General features: G+C 71.6%; 20 protein-coding genes. 10 read left to right on the forward strand and 10 right to left on the reverse strand.

Going from position 1 to position 26617, the window contains the following annotated elements:
• Window positions 1–9 precede the first annotated feature (9 nt).
• Window positions 10–864, reverse strand: coding sequence for an MBL fold metallo-hydrolase (locus PV679_RS15810; RefSeq protein WP_319680865.1), 855 nt, complete (start codon window positions 862–864; stop codon window positions 10–12).
• 63 nt (window positions 865–927) lie between these two features.
• Between PV679_RS15810 and PV679_RS15815 the strand changes: the two genes are divergently transcribed.
• Together PV679_RS15815 and PV679_RS15820 are read left to right on the forward strand one after the other, a co-directional pair.
• Window positions 928–1137, forward strand: coding sequence for a helix-turn-helix domain-containing protein (locus PV679_RS15815; protein ID WP_319680866.1), 210 nt, complete (start codon window positions 928–930; stop codon window positions 1135–1137).
• Window positions 1137–1694, forward strand: a complete 558-nt coding sequence (locus PV679_RS15820) for a Clp protease N-terminal domain-containing protein (protein ID WP_319680867.1) — start codon at window positions 1137–1139, stop codon at window positions 1692–1694. Before PV679_RS15815 ends, PV679_RS15820 begins: the two co-directional genes overlap by 1 nt.
• A 62-nt stretch (window positions 1695–1756) precedes the next feature.
• Here the strand turns inward: PV679_RS15820 and PV679_RS15825 are convergent, their stop codons facing one another.
• From PV679_RS15825 to PV679_RS15835, 3 genes are all read right to left on the reverse strand, one after another.
• The gene (locus PV679_RS15825) at window positions 1757–2833 is read right to left on the reverse strand and encodes a PadR family transcriptional regulator (RefSeq protein ID WP_319680868.1); all 1077 of its coding nucleotides are present in this window, start codon (window positions 2831–2833) and stop codon (window positions 1757–1759) included.
• 1 nt (window position 2834) lies between these two features.
• The gene (locus PV679_RS15830) at window positions 2835–3719 is read right to left on the reverse strand and encodes a DUF4097 family beta strand repeat-containing protein (protein ID WP_319680869.1); all 885 of its coding nucleotides are present in this window, start codon (window positions 3717–3719) and stop codon (window positions 2835–2837) included.
• A gap of 267 nt (window positions 3720–3986) precedes the next feature.
• Window positions 3987–4169, reverse strand: a complete 183-nt coding sequence (locus tag PV679_RS15835; RefSeq protein WP_319680870.1) for a DUF6104 family protein — start codon at window positions 4167–4169, stop codon at window positions 3987–3989.
• A gap of 162 nt (window positions 4170–4331) precedes the next feature.
• On the opposite strand from PV679_RS15835, the gene PV679_RS15840 reads away from it, so the two are divergent.
• From PV679_RS15840 to fxsT, 8 genes are all read left to right on the forward strand, one after another.
• The gene (locus tag PV679_RS15840) at window positions 4332–4787 is read left to right on the forward strand and encodes a CU044_2847 family protein (RefSeq protein WP_319680871.1); all 456 of its coding nucleotides are present in this window, start codon (window positions 4332–4334) and stop codon (window positions 4785–4787) included.
• Window positions 4784–6889, forward strand: a complete 2106-nt coding sequence (locus PV679_RS15845; RefSeq protein WP_319680872.1) for a trypsin-like peptidase domain-containing protein — start codon at window positions 4784–4786, stop codon at window positions 6887–6889. Before PV679_RS15840 ends, PV679_RS15845 begins: the two co-directional genes overlap by 4 nt.
• A 119-nt stretch (window positions 6890–7008) precedes the next feature.
• Entirely contained in the window at window positions 7009–8040 is a 1032-nt protein-coding gene (locus PV679_RS15850; RefSeq protein WP_319680873.1) for a MoxR family ATPase, read from the forward strand.
• Between the two features lie 7 nt (window positions 8041–8047).
• The gene (locus tag PV679_RS15855) at window positions 8048–11566 is read left to right on the forward strand and encodes an SAV_2336 N-terminal domain-related protein (protein WP_319680874.1); all 3519 of its coding nucleotides are present in this window, start codon (window positions 8048–8050) and stop codon (window positions 11564–11566) included.
• Between the two features lie 122 nt (window positions 11567–11688).
• Window positions 11689–11880, forward strand: a complete 192-nt coding sequence (gene fxsA, locus PV679_RS15860) for an FxSxx-COOH cyclophane-containing RiPP peptide (RefSeq protein WP_319680875.1) — start codon at window positions 11689–11691, stop codon at window positions 11878–11880.
• Between the two features lie 342 nt (window positions 11881–12222).
• Window positions 12223–13428, forward strand: a complete 1206-nt coding sequence (locus PV679_RS15865) for an FxsB family cyclophane-forming radical SAM/SPASM peptide maturase (protein WP_319680876.1) — start codon at window positions 12223–12225, stop codon at window positions 13426–13428.
• Window positions 13425–14816: an aKG-HExxH-type peptide beta-hydroxylase gene (locus tag PV679_RS15870; RefSeq protein WP_319680877.1), complete on the forward strand. Its 1392-nt coding sequence runs from the start codon at window positions 13425–13427 to the stop codon at window positions 14814–14816. Before PV679_RS15865 ends, PV679_RS15870 begins: the two co-directional genes overlap by 4 nt.
• Before the next feature lie 78 nt (window positions 14817–14894).
• Window positions 14895–17915: an FxSxx-COOH system tetratricopeptide repeat protein gene (fxsT, locus tag PV679_RS15875; protein WP_319680878.1), complete on the forward strand. Its 3021-nt coding sequence runs from the start codon at window positions 14895–14897 to the stop codon at window positions 17913–17915.
• A 96-nt stretch (window positions 17916–18011) separates the two neighbouring features.
• On the opposite strand, the gene PV679_RS15880 is transcribed toward fxsT, so the two are convergent.
• From PV679_RS15880 to PV679_RS15905, 6 genes are all read right to left on the reverse strand, one after another.
• Entirely contained in the window at window positions 18012–21848 is a 3837-nt protein-coding gene (locus PV679_RS15880) for a multifunctional oxoglutarate decarboxylase/oxoglutarate dehydrogenase thiamine pyrophosphate-binding subunit/dihydrolipoyllysine-residue succinyltransferase subunit (RefSeq protein WP_319680879.1), read from the reverse strand.
• Window positions 21849–22118: 270 nt separating this feature from the next.
• The gene (locus PV679_RS15885; RefSeq protein ID WP_319680962.1) at window positions 22119–23174 is read right to left on the reverse strand and encodes a HAMP domain-containing sensor histidine kinase; all 1056 of its coding nucleotides are present in this window, start codon (window positions 23172–23174) and stop codon (window positions 22119–22121) included.
• 122 nt (window positions 23175–23296) lie between these two features.
• The gene (locus PV679_RS15890) at window positions 23297–24034 is read right to left on the reverse strand and encodes a response regulator transcription factor (protein ID WP_319680880.1); all 738 of its coding nucleotides are present in this window, start codon (window positions 24032–24034) and stop codon (window positions 23297–23299) included.
• Window positions 24035–24139: 105 nt separating this feature from the next.
• A complete protein-coding gene (locus PV679_RS15895; protein ID WP_319680963.1) occupies window positions 24140–24796 on the reverse strand; it encodes a spermidine synthase in 657 nt (218 codons plus the stop codon).
• A gap of 307 nt (window positions 24797–25103) precedes the next feature.
• Window positions 25104–25640: a hypothetical protein gene (locus tag PV679_RS15900; protein ID WP_319680881.1), complete on the reverse strand. Its 537-nt coding sequence runs from the start codon at window positions 25638–25640 to the stop codon at window positions 25104–25106.
• A 418-nt stretch (window positions 25641–26058) separates the two neighbouring features.
• Window positions 26059–26562 carry a YfbM family protein gene (locus PV679_RS15905; RefSeq protein WP_319680882.1) on the reverse strand — a complete coding sequence of 168 codons (504 nt, stop codon included), beginning with the start codon at window positions 26560–26562 and terminating at the stop codon, window positions 26059–26061.
• Window positions 26563–26617 lie beyond the last annotated feature (55 nt).

The following is a 26617-nucleotide window of genomic DNA, read 5'->3' on the forward strand; positions in this document are numbered from 1 at the left end:
TCGCGCCGCTCAGGACGGTGAGCTCTGGTGTACGACGATGAAGTCGCCGTACGGGTACGAGCCCGGTCGGCCCGCGGTCTCCGTCAGCGCCCGGCGCAGCGTGCGCAGATGCCCGGTGGTGAGCGGGAGCGGCAGCTCGTCCGGCTGGTCGACGGTGCCGCGCGGATAGTCCACATCGGGAGTGGTGGTCATCTCGATGTGGCAGCCCAGGACATGGGTGACGGGCCGGGACGCGCAGAAGCCGAGCAGCCGGTCCACCGTATGGGTGAACGCGGTCGCGTCCGAGATGTAGAGGCGGCCGGGATAGAGGGAGTCGCCGGTCAGCAGCAGGCCGGTGTGGCGGTCGTGGAAGACCACGGCGGCCGTCTGATGGCCCGGCCCCGGGATGAGATCGAGGACGCGGCCGCCCAGATCCAGCTCACCGAGCCCGTCCGGCCAGCCGGTCAGTGAGTACGCCGCGATGACATCGTCGAGGTCCGGTCCGACGACCGTGGTGTGAGGACGGCCGTCGAACTGTCCGTCCGCCGCGATGTGGTCGCCGTGCGCGTGCGTGTGGGCGACGACCAGTCCGTACGCCGCCGCCTCCGGCCGGCGCGGATGGCGCCGCAGCCAGTCGTCCATGAGCGTGTCGACGGTCGCGCGCAGCGGGAAGAGCGCGGCGTCCGCGGTCGCTCCGGTGTCCAGGAGCAGTGCGCGGTCGTTCCCGAAGAGCAGGAACAGGAACGGCGCCTCGAAGTGCACCGACTTGCTCTGACGCAGGATCAGCGTGTGCTCGGTGTAGGCGTGCGCCTGAAGAGGCGCGTCGCCGTGCCAGTCGACGTCGAGCGTCCCGGGCACGGGAGCGTCCGCGAGGTAATCGATCACCTGCCCACTCTATGTCTGTCAACCATGGTTGACGAGCGAAGCGTGTCAACGTAGATTGACACCATGACCGAAGCAACGGATCTCGCCGAGCGGGCGGGTGACCGCGATCCCCGGGTCGGGCTGAGGGCGGTCGCCGCGCTGCGGCGGCTGCTGGAGCAGCTCGAAGCCGTACAGGTGCGCGGCGCGCGGAATCAGGGCTGGTCGTGGCAGGAGATCGCGGACGCGCTGGGCGTCAGCCGGCAGGCCGCGCACAAGAAGCATGGGAGGCACTGATGTTCGAACGATTCACGGACGGCGCGCGCGGTGTGGTCACCGGCGCTGCCGGACACTCCGAGCGCACCGGCGCGGACGAGATCACCGAGGAGCACATGCTGCTGGCGCTGCTGGACCAGGAGGGCACACGCGCGTCCTTCGCCTTGGCCTCGCTGGGAATCGGCGACCGGCGGGAGTCGCTGGTGAACGCGCTCGCCGAAGCGCGGCGGCGCGGTGGCCTGTCCACGGCGGACGCGGACGCGCTGGCCGGGATCGGTATCGACCTGGGAGAGATCGTCTCGAAGGTCGAGGAGGCGCACGGAGAGGGCGCGCTGCTGGCCGGCGGGAGGCCGAAGCGGTGGTGGCCGGGACGGCGCGGGTTCTCACCGGCGGCGAAAGGCACGCTGGAGAAGGCGCTGCGGATCGCGGCGGGCCGCAGGGACCGGCACATCGGCGCCGAGCACATCCTGCTGGCGCTGACGGCGCGTCCGGGCGTGGTGGCGGAGGTGCTCGCGGACCACGGAGCGACCTACGGGACGGTGGAGCGGGCGGTGTTCGGCGTGGCGCGGGCGGGATGACGGAGGCGCTGTCCGGGCGCCACGCCGTACGTCCGGACACCGCCTTCCGCGCCTGCGTCTCCTCAGGGCCTGGGCCTGCGCAGGAGCGCGCCGATATGGGCGGCCGCCGTGGAGAGATGACGGCGGGTCTCGCCCAGTTGCGACTCCGTCACTCCGTGATCCCTCGCCGCGTCCCGGATGTCATCACGGAAGCGGTCCAGCAGCCGGTCCAGATCCCGCGCCGGATCGCCCGTCGCCGGTGCGTCCTTCGCCCAGCCGGCCGCGGCGGACTCCGTGTGCGTGGCGTCGGCGGGCGTGGCGTCGGCGGTGGCGTTCGGCGTGTTCGTGTCGGTGTCCGTGTCCGTGTCCGTGTGTGTGTCTGTGTCCGTCGTGTCCGTCGAATCCGGCTTGGTGTACGGCGGCCACGACGTGCCGCGCGCCAGACCGCCGAGCTGTCCGGCCAGCTCCGACAGGCCCTCGCGTACGCCCGTCGGCCAGTCGCCGCGGGCGAAGTGGCCCTGCACCTGGTCCTGGACCTGCTTCGCGATGCGCTGCATCTCCTCGCGCGCCGTCTCCTGGGCTTCCTTGGCCTGGCGGCGGGCCTGCTGCGCGTCCTCGCGGGCCCGGCGCGACTCGTCCTTCGCCCGGCGGGCCTGCTCCTTCCAGCCCTGCTTCGCGCGCCGCAGCTCCTCCTTCGCCGCGCGCCAGGACTCCTTGTCGCCGAAGCCGCCGTCCCAGTCGGCTCCCGGATCGGCCTTGGGCGCGGAGGATCCCCGGTTCTCGGAGGCCGCCGCGCGCATCTCGCTACGGAGCCGGCCCGCCGCGCCGCGTACGTCGTCGCGGATCTCGGCGGCCAGCTCGGAGACCGACTCGCGGATCTCCAGCTCCAGATCGGCCAGCTCGCCGCTGCGCCCGGCCAGTTCCGCGCGGCCCGCGTCGGTGATCGAGTAGACCTTGCGGCCGCCTTCGGTCGCGTGTGTGACCAGCCCTTCGGCCTCCAGCTTGGCGAGCCGTGGGTAGACGGTGCCGGCGGAAGGCGCGTACAGCCCCTGGAAGCGCTCCTCCAGCAGCCTGATCACCTCATAGCCGTGGCGCGGCGCCTCGTCGAGGAGCTTGAGCAGATAGAGCCGCAGACGGCCGTGGGCGAAGACCGGAGGCATGTCAGAGCTCCTTCGTGTCGGCAGGTGTCGGGACGAGGTCGCGCGGTTCGTCCTTCCCGGCCGGCCTGCGCAGCAGCGCGATCGAGCCGGACACCGTCGTCGCCCGCAGCGTGCCCGTGCCCGCTCCCAGCGTGCCGGTGATCTTCTTCGCGCCCCACTGTCCGCTGACCCGCAGATCGTCAAAGGCGTTGGAGACGGACCCGCTCGCGGTGTTCGCCTCGACCCGCGCGTCCGTGGGATGTGGAAGCCGGATCGCGACCTCGCCGGAGACGGTGGTCAGCTTGATGTCCGTGGGCCTGCCCGCCGTGTCCAGGTCGATGACCATGTCACCGCTGACCGAGTCGGCCCGTACCGACGACCCCGCTCCGTCGATGACCGTCAGATCGCCCGAGACCGAGTGGAAGCGCAGATCTCCGGTGACCGCCTGGGCCTCCAGACTGCCGGAGACGGTGTCGGCCCGGACCGTGCCCGACAGACCGACCAGCGTGGTGTCGCCGGTGACCCCGCGGACCTCCGTACGTCCTCGCACTCCGGAGACCACGGCTCCGGCGCCGACCACTCCGACCTCGACCGCCGTCCCGGCGGGCACGGCGAGAGAGACGACCGCGCTGCGGTGCCGGCCCTTGTGTTCGAGCCACTTGAGGAGGCTCGTCCAGGTCAGGTCCTCGTAAGCGACCGTGATGGTCGAACCGCTCTGGGTCACGATCAGCGGCGGGCCCTCGACCTGGGAGATCTCCAGCCGGGCGCCGCCCTGCTCCGCCAGCACGGCTTCGTCCGTGCCGACGATGTTCACCGTCCCGTTGACGATGCGCACATCGAGCGCCGTCACCGGGTCGTCGAAGGTGAGCTTCCTCGCCTCAGCGACTTCCCACGTTGACTCTGCCATGGTGCTGACCTCCCTGGGCCGGCCATGACGCAACATATCGCATCTCCTGAACAACACGATATATCGCGGTTGTGGGAAGTCAAGGTCGGAAGGAGCGCCGAATGTCCGGATCAGGACGCACGCGTCCGGCGCGTCGACCGGCTCCGGGCCGCGCTTCGGAGGCACCACTGATCGCGTGCGGACATGGGCCGCGGCGATACGTCCGGCCGGTCTTCGCCGACGGCGGCCGACGGCGTCAGCCGCGCCTGCTCGTCGGCCTAGTCCTCGTCAGTCCTCGTTGTCGTCGTCGTCCAGCCGTGCCAGCCAGGTGGCGAGGCGCTCGACCGGGACCTCGAAGTCGGGATTGAGATCGACGAACGTACGCAGCTGTTCGGCCAGCCACTCGAAAGTGACCTCCTCCTCGCCGCGCCGCTTCTCCAGCTCCTCGATGCCACGGTCGGTGAAGTACATGGAATCAGCCTAATGCCTGGTGAGGGCCGTGCGGAGGCCGGGCGGAGGCACCGTACGGCCGCCGAGAACCGCCCGGACGCGAACCGCCGTCCTGATCCATGAACCTCGCTTCGGCACGGTACTGCCGCTAGCCTGCGGGGAATTGGGGGAACGGGGAGTGTCATGGGTGATGGTGAGGCCCGTATCACGCGGATCGAGATGCCGGACGGCACACCGGTGTGGGCCCGGATCTCCGGCGCCGAGGAACTGAACCGCCCTTCCGGCGGCCTGGAGTTCTCGGACACCGGATTCGCCGAACAGGTACAGGCGCGCGTCGAAAGCCTGCAAGGCGTGGTGACCAGCGTGGCGCGGTCACTCGTCGGGCCGCTGCGCGCGGTACGGCCCGACGAGGTCAGCATCGAATTCGGCATCGAGCTGACCGCCAAGTCGGGCAAGGTCGTCGGACTGCTCGCGGACGGTGAGGCCAAGGGCGCGATCAAGGTCACTCTGACCTGGAACGACGGAGGGCCGCCGGCCGATCTGCCGGGACCGCTGGTGCCGACCCAGGCCGCGGCCTGGCCCGCGCCACCGCCCGACCGGCCGGACGGGCCCACGCCTCCCGCCGGGAGCGGACCGTGATCGACGGGTTCGGCCGGGGCGCACCGGGCGCCTCGGACGACACCCGCCGTGCGCTGGTGGACCTCGTCATGGCGGCCACCGTGCGCATCCATGGCCCGGAGCACGGGTATGCCTCAGACAGACCCGGCGACGGATCCGGCGGCTTTCTGGGCAGCGGCTTCTTCATCGCCCCGAGCTGGGTCCTCACATGCGCGCATGTGGCGATGCGGGGAGAGGGGCGGGAAGTGACAGTGATCTTCGAGACCGGTCCCGGCAGTGGTGAGACCTCGGTGTCGGGCACCGTGGTCGCGGCGCTTCCCGAGGCGTCCCACGACACCGGCGGGCGGCTGCCTGTGATGAGCGGAGGCTGGCCGGCCCCGGATCTCGCGCTCGTCCGGCTCGGCAGGCCCGTCGAACACGCCTGTGTGTATGTCACCGAGCGGCCCGCCGCCTTCTTCGGCGGCGGACAGGTGCTCTACTCCGGCTGGACCGAGGTCGGCGGGAGGCTGAAGCGGCTCAGCGGCCAGTGCGCGGTGCAGGGCACCGTCGGCGGATGGGCCGATCCCGACGAGCAGATGCGGCTCGGCGGAGACGTACTCCCGCCGGGCGTCTCCGGCGGACCGACCGTGGATCTGACCCGCGGCGAGGTGGTCGGCGTCCTGAAGTCGCAGCTTGTCGGCGGGATGGGCGGGACCTCCATCGGCGTGGAGCGGCTGCGTTCGCTGCCGGTGCCCGGCGCGATGGCCGGGGCCGAGTCCGACGACGACTACCAGGCCGTCTTCCACGCCCATGACCGCTATCACGCGGACCGGCACACCAGCCGGGTGGGCCGGGGCTGGACCTGGACCGATGTGCAGAGCGGACTGGGCGCGGGCGCCGACCGCGCGCTCAGCCCGCAGCAGCGCGTCATCCTGCTCGGCGCGCTCGCCAAACTGCCGCCTCCCGTGAGCACGCACAGCCTGCTCGATCTGCTCGTGCGGCTGCCTGGCGTCCATTCCGTCGACCGCTATCCGGCGCCGCGAAGCTGGCGCGACGGGCTCGGCGCGCTGTACGAGACCCGGGGCGGCGAGGCCGCGCTCGAACTCCTGCTGCGCTACTGCATGAGCGTCATCGCCGCAGAGCGGCCGTATGTCACCCAGTCCACCGCCTCCGCCGAGGAAGAGCTGTGGAAATGGGTGAAGTGGACCGCGGACGACCGGCTGTCCCGGGAGTTCCGCAACGAGATCACCCGGCTCTGGTCCGCCAGCCGCCACCGTACGGACCGTGAACAGCGGCGCGCGGCACCGGCGTACGGCGAGCGGCCCCGGGACGGCGAGCGGCCCTTCGTGCTGCTGGAGCTGGAGCCGCGCGGCTGGGAGCGGGACAGCTACGACTGGCGCGTCGGTGTCGCCCGGCACACCGGTGAGGTACAGCCGGTCGCCGAGGACAGTCGTGGCACGCCGGGCCACGCGCTGCGGGCCAGGCTGACCGCCTCGCTGACCGAGGCGTTCCGCCGCTGCGACGAGCCGGACAGTCCCGCCGTGCTCCAGGTCGCCGTCGTCCAGGCGCTGCTCGGCCTGGACGTAGACGGCTGGCAGCTCTCGGCCGACGAGCCACCGCTCGGCGTCGTACGTCCGGTGGTCGTCCGCTGCTCGGACCACGAGCCGCCGGCGTCGGAGGACGAGGCCCGGGAGCGCAGAGCGCGCTGGAGCCGGGCCTGGAGCGCCGCCATGCGCGCCGAGATCGTCGACTGCGAGGACGGACTGCGGGTACCCGTACCGACGGAGGAGGACCTGCGTTCTCTGGCGTACGAGACCGTGCCGGTGCTCTGCCGTTACGCCGACCGGCCGGACGCCGAGACGGCGGCCGGGCTGGCCCGGGTGGTGCGCGGCGGCTTCCACATCGCGCTGCTGCGGCGCGGCAAGGACCAGCCGGACGTGGTCTGCGAGGACTTCCACCGGCATGCCGTGGACACCGTCGCGGAGGCCGGGACCGCGGACCAGCTTCCACGGAAAATCCATGAGCTGCGACAGGGAGTGCGCGCGGGCCGTGCGGAGACGTACTGGTCCGACGGTGTCGCGCTCTTCTACGACGATCCGCTCCATCCGCTGCCCGGATCCGGCCAGTTGCTGGAAGCGCCATGAGCCGGCCTGTCCGTGGTCCTCTTACCAGGTCCGCGGCGGATCGCTACCGTGAACCCCGTGGCGAGCCACTGGTTCGGCGATCGCTGCCCCTGGCGGACGAGTGACGACGAGGACACGCTATGAGTGAATCCAGCGAGTGGCTCATCTACCGAGGTGCCGGCGAACCGCACGAAGGCATCACGCAGTTGCCGCCGCCGCCGCCCTGGCGGGACTTCGCGGGCCGCGACGACACCGCTCCCGGCGAGGAGGGCGGCGACGGCTCGGCCGACCGGCGGCTCGGCGGCTACCGGCACGAGGCGGAGCTGCACCGGCCCGGCGCCGAAGAGCTGGAGATGATCAATGCCGCGCTCTATCTGAGGCGCCCGCTGCTGGTCACCGGAAGCCCCGGCGCGGGCAAGAGCACGCTGGCGCACTCCGTCGCGCACGAACTCGGGCTCGGCCGGGTGCTGCGCTGGCCCATCGTCAGCAGATCCACGCTTCTCGACGGTCTGTACCACTACGACGCCATCGCCCGGCTCCAGGATGTGCAGATCGCGGCGCACAGCGCCGCGGCCGGCGCGCCGGAGCGGGATCCCTCGGCGGACATCGGCAGCTATGTCCGGCTGGGCCCGCTGGGCACCGCGCTGCTGCCTTCGGAACAGCCCCGCGTCCTGCTGATCGACGAGCTGGACAAGAGCGACATCGACCTGCCGAACGACCTCCTCAATGTGCTGGAGGAGGGCGAGTTCGGCATTCCGGAGCTGGAGCGGATCGCCGACCGGCTGCCCGGCGGCGAGGCCGAGGTGCTCACCGACGACGGTACGAAGGTGAAGGTCAGAGGCGGCCGTGTGCAGTGCCGGGCCTTCCCGTTCGTCGTCCTCACCAGCAATGGCGAACGCGACTTCCCGGCGCCGCTGATGCGCCGCTGTATCCATCTGGAGCTCGGCCGTCCGGATCACCAGCGGCTCGCCACCTTCGTACGGGCCCACCTCGGCGACGAGGCCGCGCGTGCCGGTGACGATCTCATCGCGCACTTCCTGGAGCGCTCGCGCAGCGAACTCATCTCCACCGACCAGTTGTTGAACGCCATCTATCTCACCGACGCCGCCGCTCCGGCCGGCCGCGACCGGCTCGCGGACCTGCTCATCCAGCGACTCGACCGGCCGAGGTGAGACGCTGATGCCCGACGCCACGGCAGCGCACGGCCCGGACCACGAGCCGGAGCCGGGACCCGGGCCCGCCCCGGTGGACCGTACGGCGGACGGCCCGGCGGCTCCGGGCAGTCGGGCGAACGGCGCGGCCGACGCGGACGGAAGCGGCGACGCGGCGCGCGCCGGACGGTTACCGTACGACGGAGCGCTGCTGACCGCGCTCGTCGCCCGGCTGCGAGCGGCCGGACTCGACCCCGACGCCGAACAGCTCTGCGACGCGCTCTGGCTGGCCCACTGGACCGGCCGGGGACAGCCGCGGCAGCCGCACGGCGAGGGAACCGGCGCACCACCCCGTACCGATACGCGACCGGCGGGTCCCGGCCCGCTGGCCGTCGCACCGGCGGCCGACCCCGAACGCACGCAGGAGACCGAGCCGGTGGACGAGACAGCGCAGCAGCCGGACCACCGGGACGACGACCGCCGGATCGCGCTCTATCCCGTACCGCGCGGCAATGGAGCGCGCTCGGGATTCCGCGCCGGCGCCACCGCGCTCACTCTCGGCGTGCCGGCGGCCCCGGCGCTCCCGGCGCCGCTCGAACTCCAGCGTGCGCTGCGTCCTCTCCAGCGCTACCGGCCCGCCGCGCCGCCGGTGCGCCGCACCCTGGACGAGGGAGCGACCGCCGAGCTGAGCGCCCGCGCCGGCGGGCTGATCATGCCGGTCTTCCGCGGCGTGTCCCGGGCGGACGCGCTGCTCCAGTTCGTCATGGACGCCTCCTCCTCGATGCGGGTCTGGGAACGGCTCTTCGCCGAACTCCAGATGATCTTCGGGCAGTTGGGTGCCTTCAGGGACGTACAGGTGCGCTATCTGCACGAGGGACCCGACGGCGCGCCCGCCGTCAGCAGAAGCCCCGATCCGGCCGCCGCGCCGCTCAGCTCCGCGGACCGGCTCAGCGATCCGACCGGACGTCGGGTCACCGTCGTCGTCAGCGACTGCGCGGGACCGCTCTGGCACAGCGGCCAGGCCCACCGGCTGCTGCACCAGCTCGGCCGCCAGGCTCCCACCGCGGTGCTCCAGCCGCTGCCGCAGCGCATGTGGAACCGCACGCGGCTGCCTGTCACCTACGGCGTGCTGTCCCGGGGCGAGGGACCCGGCGGAGCCGCCGTACTGAAGGTCACCGGTGAGGCCGCCACCGCGCCCGCCGCGCGACCGGGAGCCCTCGCCGTCCCCGTACTGCCTCCGGTCGCGGGCGCGCTCGGCGCCTGGGCCCGGCTGTTGTCCGGCACCGGCGCGGGACGTATCTCCGGCGCGGTCGGCTGGGTCCGCTCCGACCATCCGGCGGCGCCCGCGCCACGCGCCGGCGGCGGGATGTCCTCGCTCCAGCTCGTCAGCCGGTTCCGCTCGGCGGCCTCGCCGGCCGCCGGCCAGCTCGCCGTCTATCTGGCGGCCGCTCCGCTCTATCTGCCGGTGATGCAGCTTGTGCAGCGGACGATGCTGCCCGACTCGGGACCGTCGGAACTGGCCGAGGTGCTGCTCAGCGGCTTGCTGGCACGCAGCAAGGGCGACGGCGCGGACGACGGGCCGTGGTACGAGTTCGCGCCCGGAGTGCAGGAGGCGCTGCTCGGCCCGCTCGGACGGGACGAGGCGCTGCTCGTCCTCAAACACTGCTCGGAGTACATAGAGCAGCGGTTCGGCAGAAGCGGACCCAACTTTCCCGCCCTGGCCCTCGCGCAGCTCGGCGACGGCAGGCAGGGCCCGTTCTATCCGCGCGGCGGTCCCGACGACGGCGCGTACGGCGGCGAGAACGGCGATCCGGACTACAGCGGTGAGCACGGCGAGCACGGCGAGCACGGCGAGAACGGTGAGAACGTCGGCGCGTCGCGCGTCCCGCATCCCTTCGCCGAAGTGGCCGCCCGGGTCCTGGAACGGTTCATGCCACTGCCGGAGCAGTTCGCGCTGTACGGCGACCGCGGCGGACGCGACGACCCGGGCCGGACCACGAACGCCGCGGTGGAGAGCGCCCGCGGACTGCTCCGCCAGTTCGAGTCGGACAGCATGGTGCAGTATCTGATCGACGCCGTACAGCTCCTGCGAGGCGCCACCGAGCGTGAGGAGCCGGCCGGCTCCGACCCCGAACTGTGGGCCGAGTTCGCCCGCTGTCTGCTGCGGCTGTGGGAGGTCCAGGGCGGCGGCGAGCTGCTGGGCGAGGCGGAGCGCGCGGCCGAGCGGGCCGCCGCGCATCCCCGTGCGGTACGTGAACGGGCCGTGCTGGCCAAGGTGTTGCACGCCGCGGCCGACGACCGGCGCCGGCGCGGTGACCGGCACGGCGCGCTGGAACTGCTGCGCCGGGCCGACCGCGAGTACACGGTCGCCTGCGCGGCACCCGGCCTGGAACCCGGCGAGGCCCTGCGGCTCACGCTGGAGCGGGTGCGCGCGCTGGAGGCGCAGTGGCGGCTGGGCGGTGACAGCGCTCTGCTGCAGAGCGCGATCGGCATGCTGGAGGCGTTCGCCGATGTCTGGCCCGACCAGGAGAACCGGCCGGCCGGGCTGCCGCTGGCGCATGGACGCACCCTGCTCCGGCTCTCCCGGGCGACCGGCGACACCGAGCAGTCCCAGGTGTACGCGGACCAGGCCGCCCGCTCGCTGCGCACGGCGCTGGCGCCGGGCGGCTCGCAGCACACCGTGGGCACCCAGGCCCGGATCCTGCTCGATCTGGTCGACGCGCTGCTGAGGTCCGGCGACGGACTCGACGAGGCCGGGACGCTGGTCGACCAGGCGCTGGCGACCGTACGCGACGAGCGGCTGCTCGCCTCGCTCAGGACCAGAGCCGGCCGGGTGCGGGTCGCCCGCTACGAACGCTCCGGCGACCCGGTGGAGCTCCAGGAGGCCGCCGACTGCTTCGACCGTGCCGCGCGCGGCACGACCCGCGACTCCCGCGCCCACGCGGATCTGCTCGCCGAATGGGGCAGGACCCTGCTGCGGCGCGCCGAACTGCCGGACGGCGGCGCGCACATCGGCGCGGCGGTACGCGTACTGCGCGACTGCCGCACCGAGACGGCGGTCGGCACCGCGCGTCAGGCGGACCGGCTGCTCATGCTGGGACAGGCCCTGATGCTGCGCCACCGGCTCAATGACGACCGGGTGGATCTGCGCGAGGCCGAGCATCTCTTCGGCCTCGCGGCCCAGGAGGCGCGCGAGCCGCTCACCGCGGCCCGCTGCTGGCTGGAGCTGGGCCGCTCCCATCTCGACGCGTACCACAGCCTGCACCGGCCGGCCCGGCTGGACGAGGCGGCCGAGGCGTTCCGGGACGCGGCGGACGCGGCCAGGACCGCGGAGGCGGAGGCGGACACTCCGCCACAGCGCGAGCGAGCCGTCGAATTGCGTGCTGCGGCGAACCACTGGCGGGGTATGACATACGAAGAGGCGAGACGGCCCCGGGCCGCGCGTGAGGCATACCGGGCAGCCCGTACGGAATGGCGCAAGCTGCCGGACGGCGGCGGCGAGGCGGCCCGGCCGACCCTGGACCGGCTGGCCGAGCTGGAGTTCTGAGCGTTCCACCGCGAGCGCTCCACGCCTTTCGTCCGGCGCCGGATCCCGCACGTACGGGCGTGCGGACGACGCAGACGACGAAGGCGTACGAAGGCCGCGCAAGACAACAACGGGGAGGCGTGATGGACGACTTGGGGCACCACGAGGAAGCCGGCGCACCGGACGGTCCGGCGGAGCTGCCGGACCTGCTGGAGCTGGACCTGGAGGCACTGCGGACCCTGACCCATCCGGTGCTGGCCGAGGTGGTGGCGGATCTGCGCGGCCGTGCCGAACAGCCGAGGGAAATGCTCTGGGGGTTCAACAACGCGTTCTGACAGGTCGCGCGGAGAGGTGGCGCGGAGGAGGGAGCGCCGCCCGTCGGCACACGACGCCGCCTCGTCCGTTCGCGCGACGTCTCCGGCGGGATTCGCACCCGGTTTCGGTCCGGGACACCGTTGAACAGGACAACATGGCCCGCCTCGGTTTGCCCGCCCGACCCGCCAGGGATACTCGCCGAGGGCGTGTTTCGGAAGTCCCGCCTGGCTCATGACGCCCGGCACGTCCTCGGCCCGGCAGCTCCGGCTGCCCCAGACGCCGCACAGCATGGGGGTTCGGGAGTGTCTCGACCGGCGACGCCGCGCGCACTGGAAACGCCGGAGCGCCCAGGCGTCCGGACCATGCCGCATCCGGTCCGGGACGCACCGCAGGACGCACCGGCGCCCGTGCCGTTCGCGCAGTTCATCGTCAAGACGCACGGCCGGTGCAATCTCGCCTGCCGCTACTGCTATCTGTACGAAGGTCCCGACCGGACCTGGCGCAGCCGCCCGGCCGCCGCCGCGCCCGAGGTCCTGGACCGCGCCGCGTCCCGGATCGCCGAACACGCCGCCGCCCACTCCCTGCGCGAGCTCTCACTCGTCCTGCACGGCGGCGAGCCGCTGCTCGCCGGTGCCGGCCGGCTGGCCGCCTTCGCCGGTCTCGTACGCGACCGGACAGGACCGGACCGCACCGTCCACGCCACCGTGCAGACCAACGCCACCCTGCTCACCGAGAGCCGGATCGCCACCCTCGCGCGGCACTCCATACGCGTCGGCGTCAGCCTCGACGGCGGTCTGCCCGCGCACAACACGCTCCGCACCGACCACGCGGGACGCCCGTCCTGGCCCGCCGCCGCACGCGGCGCCCGGCTGCTCGCCACGCACCATCCGGAGGCGTACGCGGGCATCCTCACCGTCGTCGACCCGCGCACCGACCCGGTCGAGATGTACGAGTCGCTGCTGACGCTGCGCCCGCCCGCCGTCGATCTGCTGCTGCCGCACGGCAACTGGACCAGTCCGCCGCCCGGCCTGCCCGCCGCGAACTCCGGTGAGCCCGGCCGGCCGACACCGTACGGCGACTGGCTGAGCACGGTCTTCGACCGCTGGTGGCGGGCCGGACACCGGGAGACCAGGATCCGGCTGTTCGAGGAGTGTCTCGCGCTGCTGCTGGGACTGCCGGCCGCCACCGAGTCCCTCGGGCTCGACCCTGTCAACGCCATCGTGGTCGAGACCGACGGCGCCATCGAGCAGGTCGACTCCCTCAAGTCCGCCTACGACACGGCCGCGGCCACCGGACTCGACATCTTCCACCACACCTTCGACGACGCGCTGCGCCATCCCGGTGTCGCCGCACGCCAGGCCGGAGCCGGAGCGCTCGCCGCCGGGTGCCGGGCCTGTCCGCTGCTCACCGTCTGCGGCGGCGGCCACTACGCCCACCGCTACCGCGCGGGCCACGGCTTCACCAACGCCTCCGTCTACTGCGCCGACCTCGACCGGCTGATCCGTCATGTGGCGGCCCGGCTCGGCGAGGCCGCCACCGCCGCGGCGCCCGCCCGGGAACTCCCATGAGCCCGGCCGTCCGGCTTCCGGAGCGGCTGCTGCGCGAGCTCGGCCGTACCGAGGGCGGCGACGAGGCCCTCGCGCTGCTCGTACGCGACCAGCACACCCGCCGTCTGGTCCTGCTGCGGGCGCTGCTCGACGCGGCGGCGGCCGCACCGGCGGCCGTCTGTCCGCCGCGCCTGCTCGACCGGCTGCACCGCGACTGGGCCCTGCTGGAGGCGGCCGAGCGCGCCGACCGGACGGCCGTACGGACCGTCCTGCTGTATCCGCTGGCCGGTCCCTGGGCGCAGCGCTGTCTGCACGGCCTCACCGCCGGTGAGCCGGTGCCCGAACTCCGCGCCGACCTGGACCACTTCAGCGCCCTCGCCGCCGCGGCCGCGATCCGGGCGGGCCTGCCCTTCACCGGACGGCTCACGGCCCACGACGGACTGCTCGTGCTGCCCGCGCTCGGCGCGCTCCGCACTCGCCCGGGACCGCCGGTACCGGTCGATGCCGCTCTGGCCGGCGGGTGGTTGACGTTGCGTCAGGAGTACGCCGAGCCCGTCATCGTACGGACCCGGGACGGCGGCGCGCGCTCCGACGACCCACGCTGGCTGCCGGTGTTCACGCTGCCGCCGCTGCGGCCCGGCGCCGCGCCCGTACCGCTGGACGACCTCGATCCGTACCGCACCGCGGGCAGCGGTCTGGAACGGCACGGACTGTCCGCGGTCACCAGCCTGGACGACAGCGAACGCAAGGCCTGGGCGCGGTCCTGGTCCGGAGTGGAGCCGCTGCTGCGCGTCGGCGGCCCGCACCGCCTCGCCGAGGCCGCGGCCCTGCTGCACTGCGTGGTGCCGCTCTCCGCGCCGCCCGGCTCGCCGCCCACCGGTGAGGGAGCCGCGCACTGCAGCGGTACCCGGCGCGAGGCGTTCGGCGCGGTCCTCAGCAGCCAGCCCGCCACCGCCGCCTTCTTCGCCTCGACGCTCGTGCACGAACTCCAGCACACCAAACTCGCCGCGCTCGCCGCGCTCACGCCGCTGCACCACGAGGACGCCGCCGCCCGCCACTTCGCGCCCTGGCGCTCCGATCCGAGGCCCTTCGACGGGCTGTTCCAAGGCGCGTACTCGCATCTCGCGCTCGCCGACTACTGGCAGCGTTTCGCACTCGGCGCGCAGCGCCTCGCCCATCGCGACCTCGCCTGGGCCGAGCACGCCCGCTGCCGCGAACAGGTCGGCGCGGTCCTGCCGGTGCTGGCCGGCTCGGGCGCGCTGACCTCCGAGGGCCGCGTGGTCGTCAACGAGATGATCGCCGTGTATCACCGCCTCGGGGACAGTCCGCCGCCGGCGGGACAGCGGGCCCGGGCGGCGGCGTACGTACGCACCGCGCGGGTCATCTGGCGCCAAAGGAACGGAACGTGAGGCGGCGCGCACCAGGATGGATATCCGAGGCTCCGGGGTATGTTAAAAGGGCGTATGACGATGCAGGGAGACGGTCGAATGCCCGGAGCGCGTAAGCCAGTTGCAGCAACCGGGACGCAGGCTGTCACCATCAGTTTCGCCGGGTTCAACCGGGCCTGGGCGGCCTGGATCGGAGACCGCCTGGAGCGGCGCGGACACACGGTCGTCTACCAGCGCTGGGACCCGCCGGTGGAGGCCCCGCTGGAGGAGGCGCTGCGGGATCTGCTGCTCGCGCCCGGTCCCGTCCTCGTCGTGATGAGCGACTGGTACTTCCAGCTCGGCCCGCGCAGCCACGACGAATGGAACAGAGCGCTGCGCGCGGTGGTGGCGCCGGCCTCCGGCCGCTTCGCCGCCGTCACCGTCACCGGCGCCGCGCTGCCCAGCGCCACCGCCGTCTTCGCCGCCGCCGATCTGACCACCGTCGGCGAGGAAGAGGCCGAGAGACGCGTGCTGGCCCGGCTCGGCCTCCCGGACGAGCGGCTGCCCGATCCCGGCGACCCGCGCCGCGGGCCCCGCTACCCGGCGGACACTCCCGATGTGTGGGGCGGTGTGCCGCGGCGCAACACGCGCTTCACCGGCCGGGAGGTCCTGCTCAACAACGCCTATCACGCGCTCCAGGAAGCCGGTCGCGGCGCCGGTGTGGTGACCCTGCACGGCATGTCGGGCGTGGGAAAGACACAGCTCGCCGCGGAGTACGTGTACCGCTTCGGCGCCGAGTACGACGTGGTGTGGTGGGTCGCCGCGGACAAGCGCGTCACCTGCCGGCAGCGGCTCGCCGAACTGGCCCCGGCGCTCGGCCTGTCCACCGGTGTCGAGTACGGCGAGCGGCTGCGCGCGGCCCGCGACGCGCTGCGCCGGGGCGAGCCGTACTCCCGCTGGCTGCTGGTCCTCGACGGTGCGGACGAACCCGACCAGATCTGGGACCTGGTGCCGACCGGACCCGGCCATGTGCTGATCACCGCACGCAATCCGGAGTGGGGCGAGCACAACAGCACGCTGATGGAGGTGCCGGTCTACGACCGCGAGGAGTCCGTCGCGTTCGTCCGCCGCCGCGCGCCGCGCCTGACCCATGAGGAGGCCGACCAGCTCGCGGTGGCGCTGGAGGACCTGCCGCTGCTGCTGGACCAGACGGCGGGCTGGCTCAATGACTCGGACATGTCGGTCGACGAGTACATCGAGCTTCTTGAGGACGGCATCGACCAGGACGTCGTCAAGGTCTCCGCCGACTTCCCGCTGGCCTTCCAGACCGGCTGGTCGATACTGCTGAACCAGCTCCGCGAGACCGTGCCCGAGTCCGTCGATCTGCTCCGGCTGTGCACGTTCTTCGCGCCGGGCGCCATCCCCGTACGGCTGGTGCGGGACCTGCCCGCCGACGAACTCCCGGAAAAACTACGCGGCTTGGTCGACGACCCGGTGCGGTGGGCGCGGGCCATCAACAAGCTGCGCCAGTACGCCGTGGTGCGCGCCGCCGGTGTCGGCGAGCGCGAGGTCCATGACTCGGTCGGCGACGCCGGTCTGTCCGGCGTGGCGGGCGACACGCTCTATATGCACCGGATGGTCCATCAGATCGTCCACCAGGACATGCCCGCGCAGGACCACAAGGAGTTCATCGAGGTGGTGCGCCGGGCGCTCGTGGCGGCGGACCCGGGCCGGCCCACCGACACCCGGCTGTGGCCCCGCTACGCCGAGATCACTCCGCATCTCAAGTGGGCCGATGTCCTCAAGAGCACCGACGCGGCCATGCACACCCTGATCCTCAACTGCCTGCGCTACATGTATCTCTCCGGTGAGTACCGGGCGGGCATCAAACTCGGCCGGCGCGCGCTGGACGCCTGGAAGGATCTCCTCGGCGAGACCCATCCGAGGATCTGGGACGTCAGCTACCACTACGCCAATCTGATGCGCGCCGTCGGCGACTACGCGGGCACGGAAGCCATCGAGCGCGCCGCCGTCGAGCATCTGCGCAACGAACGAGGACCGCGGGACCTGGAGCATCTGCGGGCCGCCGGAGGGCTCGCCGCCGATCTGCGCGGCCTCGGCCGGTACGACGAGGCGTTCGAGATCTCCGGCTGGATCCTCGCCGCCTACCGTGAGCTGCTCGGCGAACAGGACTCCCGCACGCTCAACGCCCAGAACAACCTGGCCATGTCACAGCGGCTGCTCGGCCGGTACGAGGAGTCGCTCGACCTCAACCGGCGCACGCTGGAGGCCCGGCGGCAGCTCCTGCGGCCCCGGCACAGCTGGACCCTCTACTCGGAGATCAACTACGCCACGGATCTGCGGCTGCTCGGCCGCTACAGCGAGGCCGAGTCGCTCCAGGGACAGAGCGTGCGCGTCCACCGGATCGTCCTGGGCAAGGACAATCCGCAGACGCTGCGCGCCGAGCACAATCTCGCGCTGTGCCTGTACCGAGGCGGTGACCGCGGCAAGGCCGGTGCGCTGTTCACCCAGGTGCTGGAGAGCTGCGAGCGCGTCCTCGGCGAGAACGACCCGCTGACCGTGATGTTCGCGGCCAGCCAGAGCTGCTTCGCCCGTGAGCACGGCGACATCGACCAGGCCAAGGCCATAAGCGAGCGGGTCGTCGACGGCTATGTGGCGATGCTCGGCGCGGCACATCCGTTTGTCGCGGGCACCCGCGCCAACCACGCGCTGATCCTGCGCAACGTCGGCGAGCGGGAACAGGCCCACACCCTGATCGAGGACTCGCTCACCGCTATGACCCGGGCCGTGGGCGAGGCCCATCCCTGGACCCTCGGCTGCGCCGTCAACGCCTCCGCGCTGCGCAATATCGTGGGAGACGCCGAGGGCGCGGCCGCGCTGACCAACGACACCATCGCCCGTGCCACCGAGGTCCTCGGCCGCACTCATCCGCTGACCCTCTCCAGCCGGATCGCGTACGCGGCGGACCTGCGCGCCCTGCGGGACGGGCGGCGCGCCGAGAAGGTCGAGGGTGAGGCGCTGGACGATCTGGTGGCGACGCTCGGCGCCCAGCATGTCCACACCGTCGCGGCCCGCTCCCGCACCCGCCCGTACTGGGACTTCGAGCCGCCGGCCATCTGACGCCCGGCGCGGCGGAGCGGCCGTCGTCATCACGCCGGAGGGCCCGGTACCGCGCAGCACGCGGTACCGGGCCCTCCGGGTCGTACGGCAAGCGGGTCAGGCGTCGAAGACCTCGCTGACGAGCTGCTGCTGCTCCGCCTGGTGGCGCTTGGCCGAGCCGACCGCCGGAGACGAGGAGTGCGGACGCGAGATGCGGCGCAGACGCTCCGCGCCCGGGATGTCGGCACCGACCGCCAGGTCCAGGTGGTCGATCAGGTTGAGCGCGATGAACGGCCAGGCACCCTGGTTCGCCGGCTCCTCCTGGGCCCACAGATACGTGTCGGCGTTCGGGAACTTGGCGATCTCGGCCTGGAGCTCCGCACCCGGAAGCGGGTAGAGGCGCTCAAGTCGCAGGATCGCGGTGTCCGTGACGCCGCGCTTCTGACGCTCGGCGTCCAGGTCGTAGTAGACCTTGCCGGAGCAGAAGACGACCTTGCGGACCGCCTCCGGGTTCACGCTGGTGTCGCCGATCACCGGACGGAAGCCGCCGGTGGTGAACTCCTCCGCCTTGGACGCCGCGGCCTTCAGCCGGAGCATCGACTTCGGAGTGAAGACGACGAGCGGCTTGTGGTGCGGGTTGTGGACCTGCCAGCGCAGCAGGTGGAAGTAGTTCGACGGCAGCGTCGGCATGGCGACCGTCATGTTGTGCTGGGCGCACATCTGGAGGAAGCGCTCCGGGCGGGCGGACGAGTGGTCCGGGCCCTGGCCCTCGTAGCCGTGCGGCAGCAGCAGCGTGACGCCGGACGTCTGGCCCCACTTCTGCTCGGCCGAGGAGATGAACTCGTCGACGACGGACTGCGCGCCGTTGACGAAGTCACCGAACTGCGCCTCCCACATGACCAGCGCGTCCGGCCTGGCCAGGGAGTAGCCGTACTCGAAGCCCATCGCCGCGTACTCGCTGAGCAGCGAGTCGTAGACGTTGTAGCGGGCCTGGTCCTCCGCGAGGTACAGCAGCGGTGTGTAGTCCTCGCCGGTCTCCTGGTCGACCAGGACCGCGTGGCGCTGGCCGAACGTACCGCGGCGGGTGTCCTGTCCGGAGAGCCGGACCGGCGTGCCTTCCATCAGCAGCGAGCCGATGGCGAGGGTCTCGCCCATGCCCCAGTCGATCGTGCCGTCGTCCACCGAGGCGGCGCGGCGCTGCATCTGCGGCATCAGCCGCGGGTGGACGGTGACGCTGTCCGGGATGTTGACCTGCGACTCGGCGATCCGCTTGACGATCTCCTGGGAGACGGCGGTCGTCACGGACACCGGGAACTCGGCCTGGACGTCCGGGACATGGGCCGGAGCGGGACCCGAGGTGGCCTCACGGACCTCCGCGAACACCTTCTCAAGCTGGCCCTGGAAGTCCTGGAGCGCCTGCTCCGCCTCTTCCAGCGTGATGTCGCCGCGGCCGATGAGCGACTCGGTGTAGAGCTTGCGCACCGAGCGCTTCTTGTCGATCAGCCGGACCATCTGCGGGTTGGTGAACTGCGGGTTGTCGCCCTCGTTGTGACCGCGGCGGCGGTAGCAGATGAGGTCGATGACGACGTCCTTGTTGAACGTCTGGCGGAACTCGAAGGCGAGCCGGCCGACGCGGACCACGGCCTCCGGGTCGTCGCCGTTCACATGGATGATCGGCGCCTCGATCATGCGGGCGACATCGGTCGCGTACATGGACGAACGCGAGGACTCCGGAGCGGCGGTGAAGCCGACCTGGTTGTTGATCACGATGTGCACCGTGCCGCCGGTGCGGTAGCCGCGAAGCTGGGACATGTTGAGCGTCTCGGCGACCACACCCTGGCCGGCGAAGGCCGCGTCGCCGTGGAGCGCGAGAGGCAGGACGGTGAAGTCCGTGCCGGCCTTGTTGATGATGTCCTGCTTGGCGCGGGCGATGCCCTCCAGGATCGGGTCGACCGCCTCCAGGTGGGAGGGGTTGGCGGCCAGCGAGACCTTGATCTGCTCGCCGTCGAGACCGGTGAAGGTGCCCTCGGCGCCCAGGTGGTACTTCACATCGCCGGAGCCGTGCATCGACTTCGGGTCGAGGTTGCCCTCGAACTCCCGGAAGATCTGCGCGTACGACTTGCCGACGATGTTCGCGAGGACGTTCAGCCGGCCGCGGTGGGCCATCCCGATGACGACCTCGTCGAGGCGCGACTCGGCGGCGGAGTCGATGACCGCGTCGAGCAGCGGGATGACGGACTCGCCGCCCTCCAGCGAGAAGCGCTTCTGGCCGACGTACTTCGTCTGCAGGAAGGTCTCGAAGGCCTCGGCGGCGTTGAGCCGGCGCAGGATCCGGAGCTGCTCCTCGCGCTCCGGCTTGGCGCGCGGACGCTCCACCCGGTCCTGGAGCCACTTGCGCTGCTTCGGGTCCTGGATGTGCATGAACTCGATGCCGGTGGTGCGGCAGTACGACTCGCGCAGCACGCCCAGGATGTCGCGCAGCTTCATCATGGACTTGCCGGCGAAGCCGCCGACCGCGAACTCCCGCTCCAGGTCCCAGAGTGTGAGCCCGTGCTCGGTGATGTCCAGGTCGGGGTGCTTGCGCTGGCGGTACTCCAGCGGGTCCGTGTCGGCCATGACATGGCCGCGCACCCGGTAGGAGTGGATCAGCTCGAAGACCCGGGCGGGCTTGGTGACGTCGTCGTCGTGCGAGGCGTCGATGTCCTTGAGCCAGCGCACCGGCTCGTACGGGATCCGCAGCGCCTTGAAGATGTCGTCGAAGAAGTCGTTCTCGCCGAGGAGCAGTTGGCTGAGGATCCGCAGGAACTCGCCGGAGGCGGCGCCCTGGATGACGCGGTGGTCGTACGTCGAGGTCAGCGTCATGACCTTGGAGATGCCCAGCTTGTTCAGGGTGTCCTGGGAGGTGCCCTGGAACTCGGCGGGATAGTCCATCGCGCCGACGCCCAGGATGAGGCCCTGACCGGGCATCAGACGCGGCACGGAGTGGACGGTGCCGATGCCGCCCGGGTTGGTCAGCGACGCGGTGACTCCGGAGAAGTCCTCCATCGTCAGCTTGTTGGTGCGGGCGCGGCGGACGATGTCCTCGTACGCCTGCCAGAACTCGAAGAAGTTGAGCGTCTCGGCCTTCTTGATACCGGCGACGACGAGCTGGCGGTCGCCGTTCGGCTTCACCAGGTCGATCGCGAGACCGAGGTTCACATGCTCGGGCTTGACCAGGGTCGGCTTGCCGTCCCGCACCGCGAAGGAGTGGTTCATCGACGGCATGGCCTTGAGCGCCTGCACCATGGCGTAGCCGATGAGGTGCGTGAAGGAGATCTTGCCGCCGCGCGCACGCTTCAGGTGGTTGTTGATGACGATGCGGTTGTCGAAGAGCAGCTTGACCGGGACGGCGCGCACGGACGTGGCCGTGGGCAGCTCCAGCGAGGCGTTCATGTTCTTCGCGACGGCGGCGGAGGGGCCACGCAGCGTCACATACTCCGGACCCCCGGGGGCGCCGGACGCCTCGCTGCCGTTCGCGGCGGGCGCGGCCTTGGCCGGAGCAGCGGCGGCCTTGGCCGGAGCGGCCGGCGCGGCCTTGGCGGGCGCGGGCGCGGCGGCCACGGGCTTCGCCGGTGCGGCCGGAGCCGCGACCTGGGCGGGCGCCTGGGCCTGGACCGGGGCCCGCACCACGGGCTGCGCCGGCGCGGCAGGGGCCGGAGCGGCCACCGGGCTCTCGGGCACCGCAGCCCCCGCGGCTGCGGTCTCCGCGGGCTTGTCCGCCGTACCGGGAGTGCCCGGCTTGTAGTCGGCGAAGAAGTCCCACCAGGCACGGTCGACCGAATTCGGATCCTGGAGGTACTGCTGGTAGATCTCGTCGACGAGCCATTCATTGGCTCCGAAGGCAGCGGCAGGATTCTTGCCCTGCCCGTCTTCGTCGGTCGAGATGCTCGCGTTACTGGGGGACTGAGACGACACGGCGTGAACCGCCCTCTTCCGCTTCACAAGGTGATGGACAGCGGGAATCAAGGCTACGCCTACCAGGCCGAGAGATGCAGGCCGGGCGTGCCATCGTCGTGCAAGTCACATCGGACGGCGGGTTTCAGCGTATGAATTGGCGGGAAACAAGCCTGGTTCCGCTGCGTCAGGGAAAACGACGCCCCAGCCACGGCGCGTAAGCGGCCCGTTGCCCGCCCGTCCCCGACTCCGTACCCGGAGATCGTGCGCTTACAAATGCGACTCTACCGGTCAACCGCGCGCTCGGGGGACCCCCGGAAGAGTGACCTGTATCCGGCAACCGCGAGCGGATTCGGCCACACCGATCCGCCCGCCGTGCAGATCGACGGCCCAGCGCGCGATCGCCAGGCCCAGTCCCGTACCGCCGTCACTGCCGGGTCCGTCCGCAGAGGCCGAGCTGCCCCGGTTGAACCGCTCGAAGACCCGGTGCCGCTCCTGCTCGGGGATACCGGGGCCCTCGTCCTGGACCTCCAGATCCAGCGACTCGGGATCGGCGCCGCGCCGGGCACGCACGGTGACACGGCCGTGCGGCGGACTGTGCTTGACGGCGTTGTCGACGAGATTGGCGACGACCTGGTGCAGCCGCTCCGCGTCCGCGTGCGCGGTCAGCTCGGGAGGCGAGACATCCAGATGCAGATGCACATCCGTACGGGTGTGATTGCCGGAACCGGAACTCAGCTTGCGCCGCGAGGCGGCCAGACTGGCCTCCTTGAGCACACCGGAGAGATACGGCCACACCTCGAAGCGCCGCGCTCGCAGTGGTACGACGCCGCTGTCCAGCCGGGACAGGTCCAGCAGGGTCTCCGTCAGCCGGCCGAGCCGCTCCGTCTGCCGCAGCGCCGTGAGCATGGTCTCGGGATCGGCGGCGGACACGCCGTCGACGACGTTCTCCAGCACGGCGCGCAGGGCCGCGATGGGCGTGCGCAGCTCGTGCGAGACATTGGCCACCAGCTCCTTGCGGTGCCGGTCCACCGCCTCCAGGTCGTCGGCCATGCGATTGATCGTGGAGGCGAGATCACCCAGCTCGTCCCAGCGGTCCGCGCCGCTCACCCGGCGCGTGTAGTCACCGTGCGAGATGCCCTTGGCGACGGTGGTCATCTCGTCCAGCGGGGCGGTGAGGCCATGCGCCACGAACTGGGTGATCAGCAGCGTGGCGATCACCGAGAAGACGGTGATGAAGCGCAGCTCGGTGTCGGTGCGCAGGGCCACCATCAGCAGACCGGTGGTGATGAACACGGAGACGACGACGAGAGTGCCGAGCTTGGCCTTGATGGAGAAGGGCCGCAGTCCGGTTCTGTCGGAACCTCCGGCGTGCGGCTCGCCGCGGCGGCCGGCTCTGTCGTGTCCCGCTCTTCCGCGGCCGGGTCTGCCCGGTCCCTCTCCGGCGCCTCCGCCGCTCCCGCGACGGCTCATGGCGCCGGGGTCTCCAGCGCGTAGCCGACGCCGTGCACGGTACGGATCCGCTCGGCGCCGATCTTCCGGCGCAGCGCCTTGATATGGCTGTCGACGGTCCGGGTGCCCGACGCGTCCGCCCAGTCCCACACCTCGGCGAGGAGCTGCTCCCGGGACAGCACCGCGCGCGGCGTGTTCGCCAGGCAGACCAGCAGATCGAACTCGGTCGGCGTCAGATGGACGTCCTCGCCGCGCACCCGCACCCGGCGCTGCGCGTGGTCGATCTCCAGCTCGCCCAGCCGCAGGATGCCGCTGCGCGGCGTCACCGCCGCCAGCGCCGCGCGCTCCACCCGGCGCAGCAGCACATGCACCCGGGCCGCCAGCTCCCGCATGGAGAACGGCTTGGTCATGTAGTCGTCGGCGCCCACGCCGAGACCGACCAGCATGTCGGTCTCGTCGTCGCGGGCCGTGAGCATCAGCACGGGCACCGGGCGCTGCGCCTGGACGCGGCGGCAGACCTCCAGGCCGTCGAAGCCCGGCAGCATCACGTCGAGGACCATCAGATCCGGCTGCCACGCCTCGGCCGCGTCGACGGCCGCCGGGCCGTCGAGCGCCGTCTGCACCACGAAGCCCTCGGCCCGCAGCCGCGCGGCGATGGCGTCGACGATCGTCGCGTCGTCCTCGACGACCAGGACTCGGCGCTGGGCGCCGGGCGTGGCCGCGACTCCGCTGTGGCTGGTATGTGTCTGCTCCATAGCCCCGCCCCTGGTACGCGTTCCGCGATCCTTGATCCGCGCTCTCCGGAGAGATCGCGGATCCGTGTGTCGGGGAGCAGCGTAGAGGCAGCGGGAGGGTCCCGGCTACGCAGTGCGAACAGCGAGATGGACCACGTCGGGTACGCCTCGGGCAACGCGCATCTCTTCGGTCCGAACCCCGCTGAATCCGGCATTACGGAGCGCTTCGTCGAAGGCGGCGGAAGGCTGGGCCGACCATACGGCCAGAACTCCGCCTGGATTCAGCCGCTCCCGGCAGGCGGCGAGACCCTCCGCCGAGTACAGATTTCCGTTGCCCTCCGTGACGGTCCAGTCGGGTCCGTTGTCGATATCGAGACAGAGCGCGTCGTAGCTGTCCGTGCTGGTCCGTACGTGCTCCACCAGATCGGTGTGAAGGATCACAACGCGCGGATCGACGAGCGCCGCGCCCGAGATACGGGCGAGCGGGCCGCCGTGATGCCAGTCGATGACGGCCTGCTCGCGCTCGACGACCACGATCCGGCCCCAGTGCGGATCGGCGACGGCGTGCGCGAGGGAGAAGCCCACGCCGAGGCCGCCGATGAGGAGGGACGGCAGCCGGTCACGGCGCTCGGCGGACAGGGTGGCCAGCGCGGCGTCGATCAGCAGCCGCTCGGAACGGCCGTCCGAGGTGTCCATCAGGAAGCAGCCGTTGGCGATGATCTCCAGCCGTTCGCCGCGCTGCCGCAGGACGATTTCTCCGTATGGTCCGTCACGGCGGTCCAGCGTGACGGGCTCGGCGTCGGGCCCGCCGCCGGCCGGTCCGCCGGGGCCGTGGCCGGAGGTGTTCCGGTGGCCGTTGCCGGCAGCGGAAGCGGGGTCGGGATCGGGCACGGGCACGGGCACGGGCACGGTGGGGATCTCCTCGTACGACGGACTCGGTCCCGGCCATCCTGGCGGGGCGGGGCGGAAGGGGGCAATCCGTTTCCACCGCCGACGCACGCGCGCCGGGAAGGTTGACCGGTGTGGCCCACGCGATCACCGGTCCGGATCAGGAGTTGTGGATCAGGAGTTTTGGATCAGGAGTTGTGAATCAGGACGGCAGCGGCGCCGCCGCGACGACTCGGCGCACCGTCGGCACCGGCTGCGCGTCGGACATCACCACTTCACGGCCCTGGTACGCGATGGCGTACAAGAACGCGTCCGGCGCGGGCCGGTCGAAGAGTACGCGGGGCAGCCGCTCGATTCCGGACGCGGACAGCGCGGCCCGCAGCTCGGCGAGTTCGCCGGCCGCCATCCGTCCCGATGTGCCCGTCCGGCCCTTGACGAGCGTGGTGTACGAGCCGTCGGAGTAAACGATCACGCTGTCGTGGCGTCCGGCGAGGCCGCCGGACCTGGTGACGGTGACAAGGGTCTCCATCCGTGGCGGGACCACCGGAGGTGAGGATTCCGATGGTGTTCCCGGATCCGCCGGCGCGGTCGCCGCCGTGGCCGGTGCGGTCGCCGATGCGGCCGGTCGTGTCGCGCTGTCCGAAGGATCCCTGTCCGAAGGATCCGTACCGCCTCCGCCGCACCCGGTCAGCAGCAGCGCCGCCAGAGCCGGCCCGGCCACTCGTCCCGTGCGTGTCATCCGCCCACCGTCCCGCGTCCGTTGTATGTGCCGGGGTGTATGCGCCGGGGTCCTCGGCCCGTCTCCGCATCGAGCATGCCGTGGCACGCGCATGAGCGACACCCCGGCGAGCGCCACCGGCCGGCGCCGCCACGGCCTGGCTTCCGGCGCGGAATATTCGCGTCCACGCCGCCGCTCACTGGTTCCACGGCCACCGCGATCGCCACCGTCTCGGGCCGGGAGGCCCGGCGTCTGAGGCAAGGCTGATCCGACGTGTCCGGCCGGACCCTCCAGGACACCCGCTGTCCTTTGAATTTTGTAGTCGCATCGTGACCGGGAGTTGAGCTGGGGCATGAAGGAACGTCTGGGCCTGCCCGGCTCGGATCTGTGCAGTTTGACCCTGCATTGTTTGGGATCCGGCGCGCAGCGGCGAGGGCTGTCAGTCCAGCCAGATGAGCATGGCGTCCCCGGCGTCTGCTGCTGCCCGGAAGAACGGAACCAGCGCCTGGTAATGGCTGGTCAAGTAGTCGAGCGACTCGCCGCGCTCCCAGACGACGGTTGGGTAGATTTCGGCTTTGGCGAGATCTACCGGATGAACGCCTGCAACAATGGCCTCGTGGGGTGTGGTGGTGAGTGTCTCCGCTGCGATGCGAACGCGTTCTGGGCTGAGAAAGCGGGGCGGCCCGTAACCCCAGTCCTCGGCCTCGGGGATCTCCTCCTCGCCATGAACGATGTCGACGGGGAAGTCGATGCGACGCAGTAGGAAGTCGAGCGCGTGCCACGCTTTATCAACGTCATGGCAGCGTGCTGCGGATGCCTTGGGAGTTGCGTCCGACTCCCCCTCGATCAGTTCGTCGACGAACTCCTGGGCCCGATCGGGGTCATGGATCACGCGATCGAGTTCGGCAGGGGTCAGGCGGGCGTACTCTCCGATCATGCTCATGGCCGGATGCTAGGCGCAGGCGCTGACAAGCAGGTCAGCAGAGGTGTAGTTGTTC

Source organism: Streptomyces sp. AK02-01A (assembly GCF_033795305.1).
Lineage (GTDB): Bacteria > Actinomycetota > Actinomycetes > Streptomycetales > Streptomycetaceae > Streptomyces.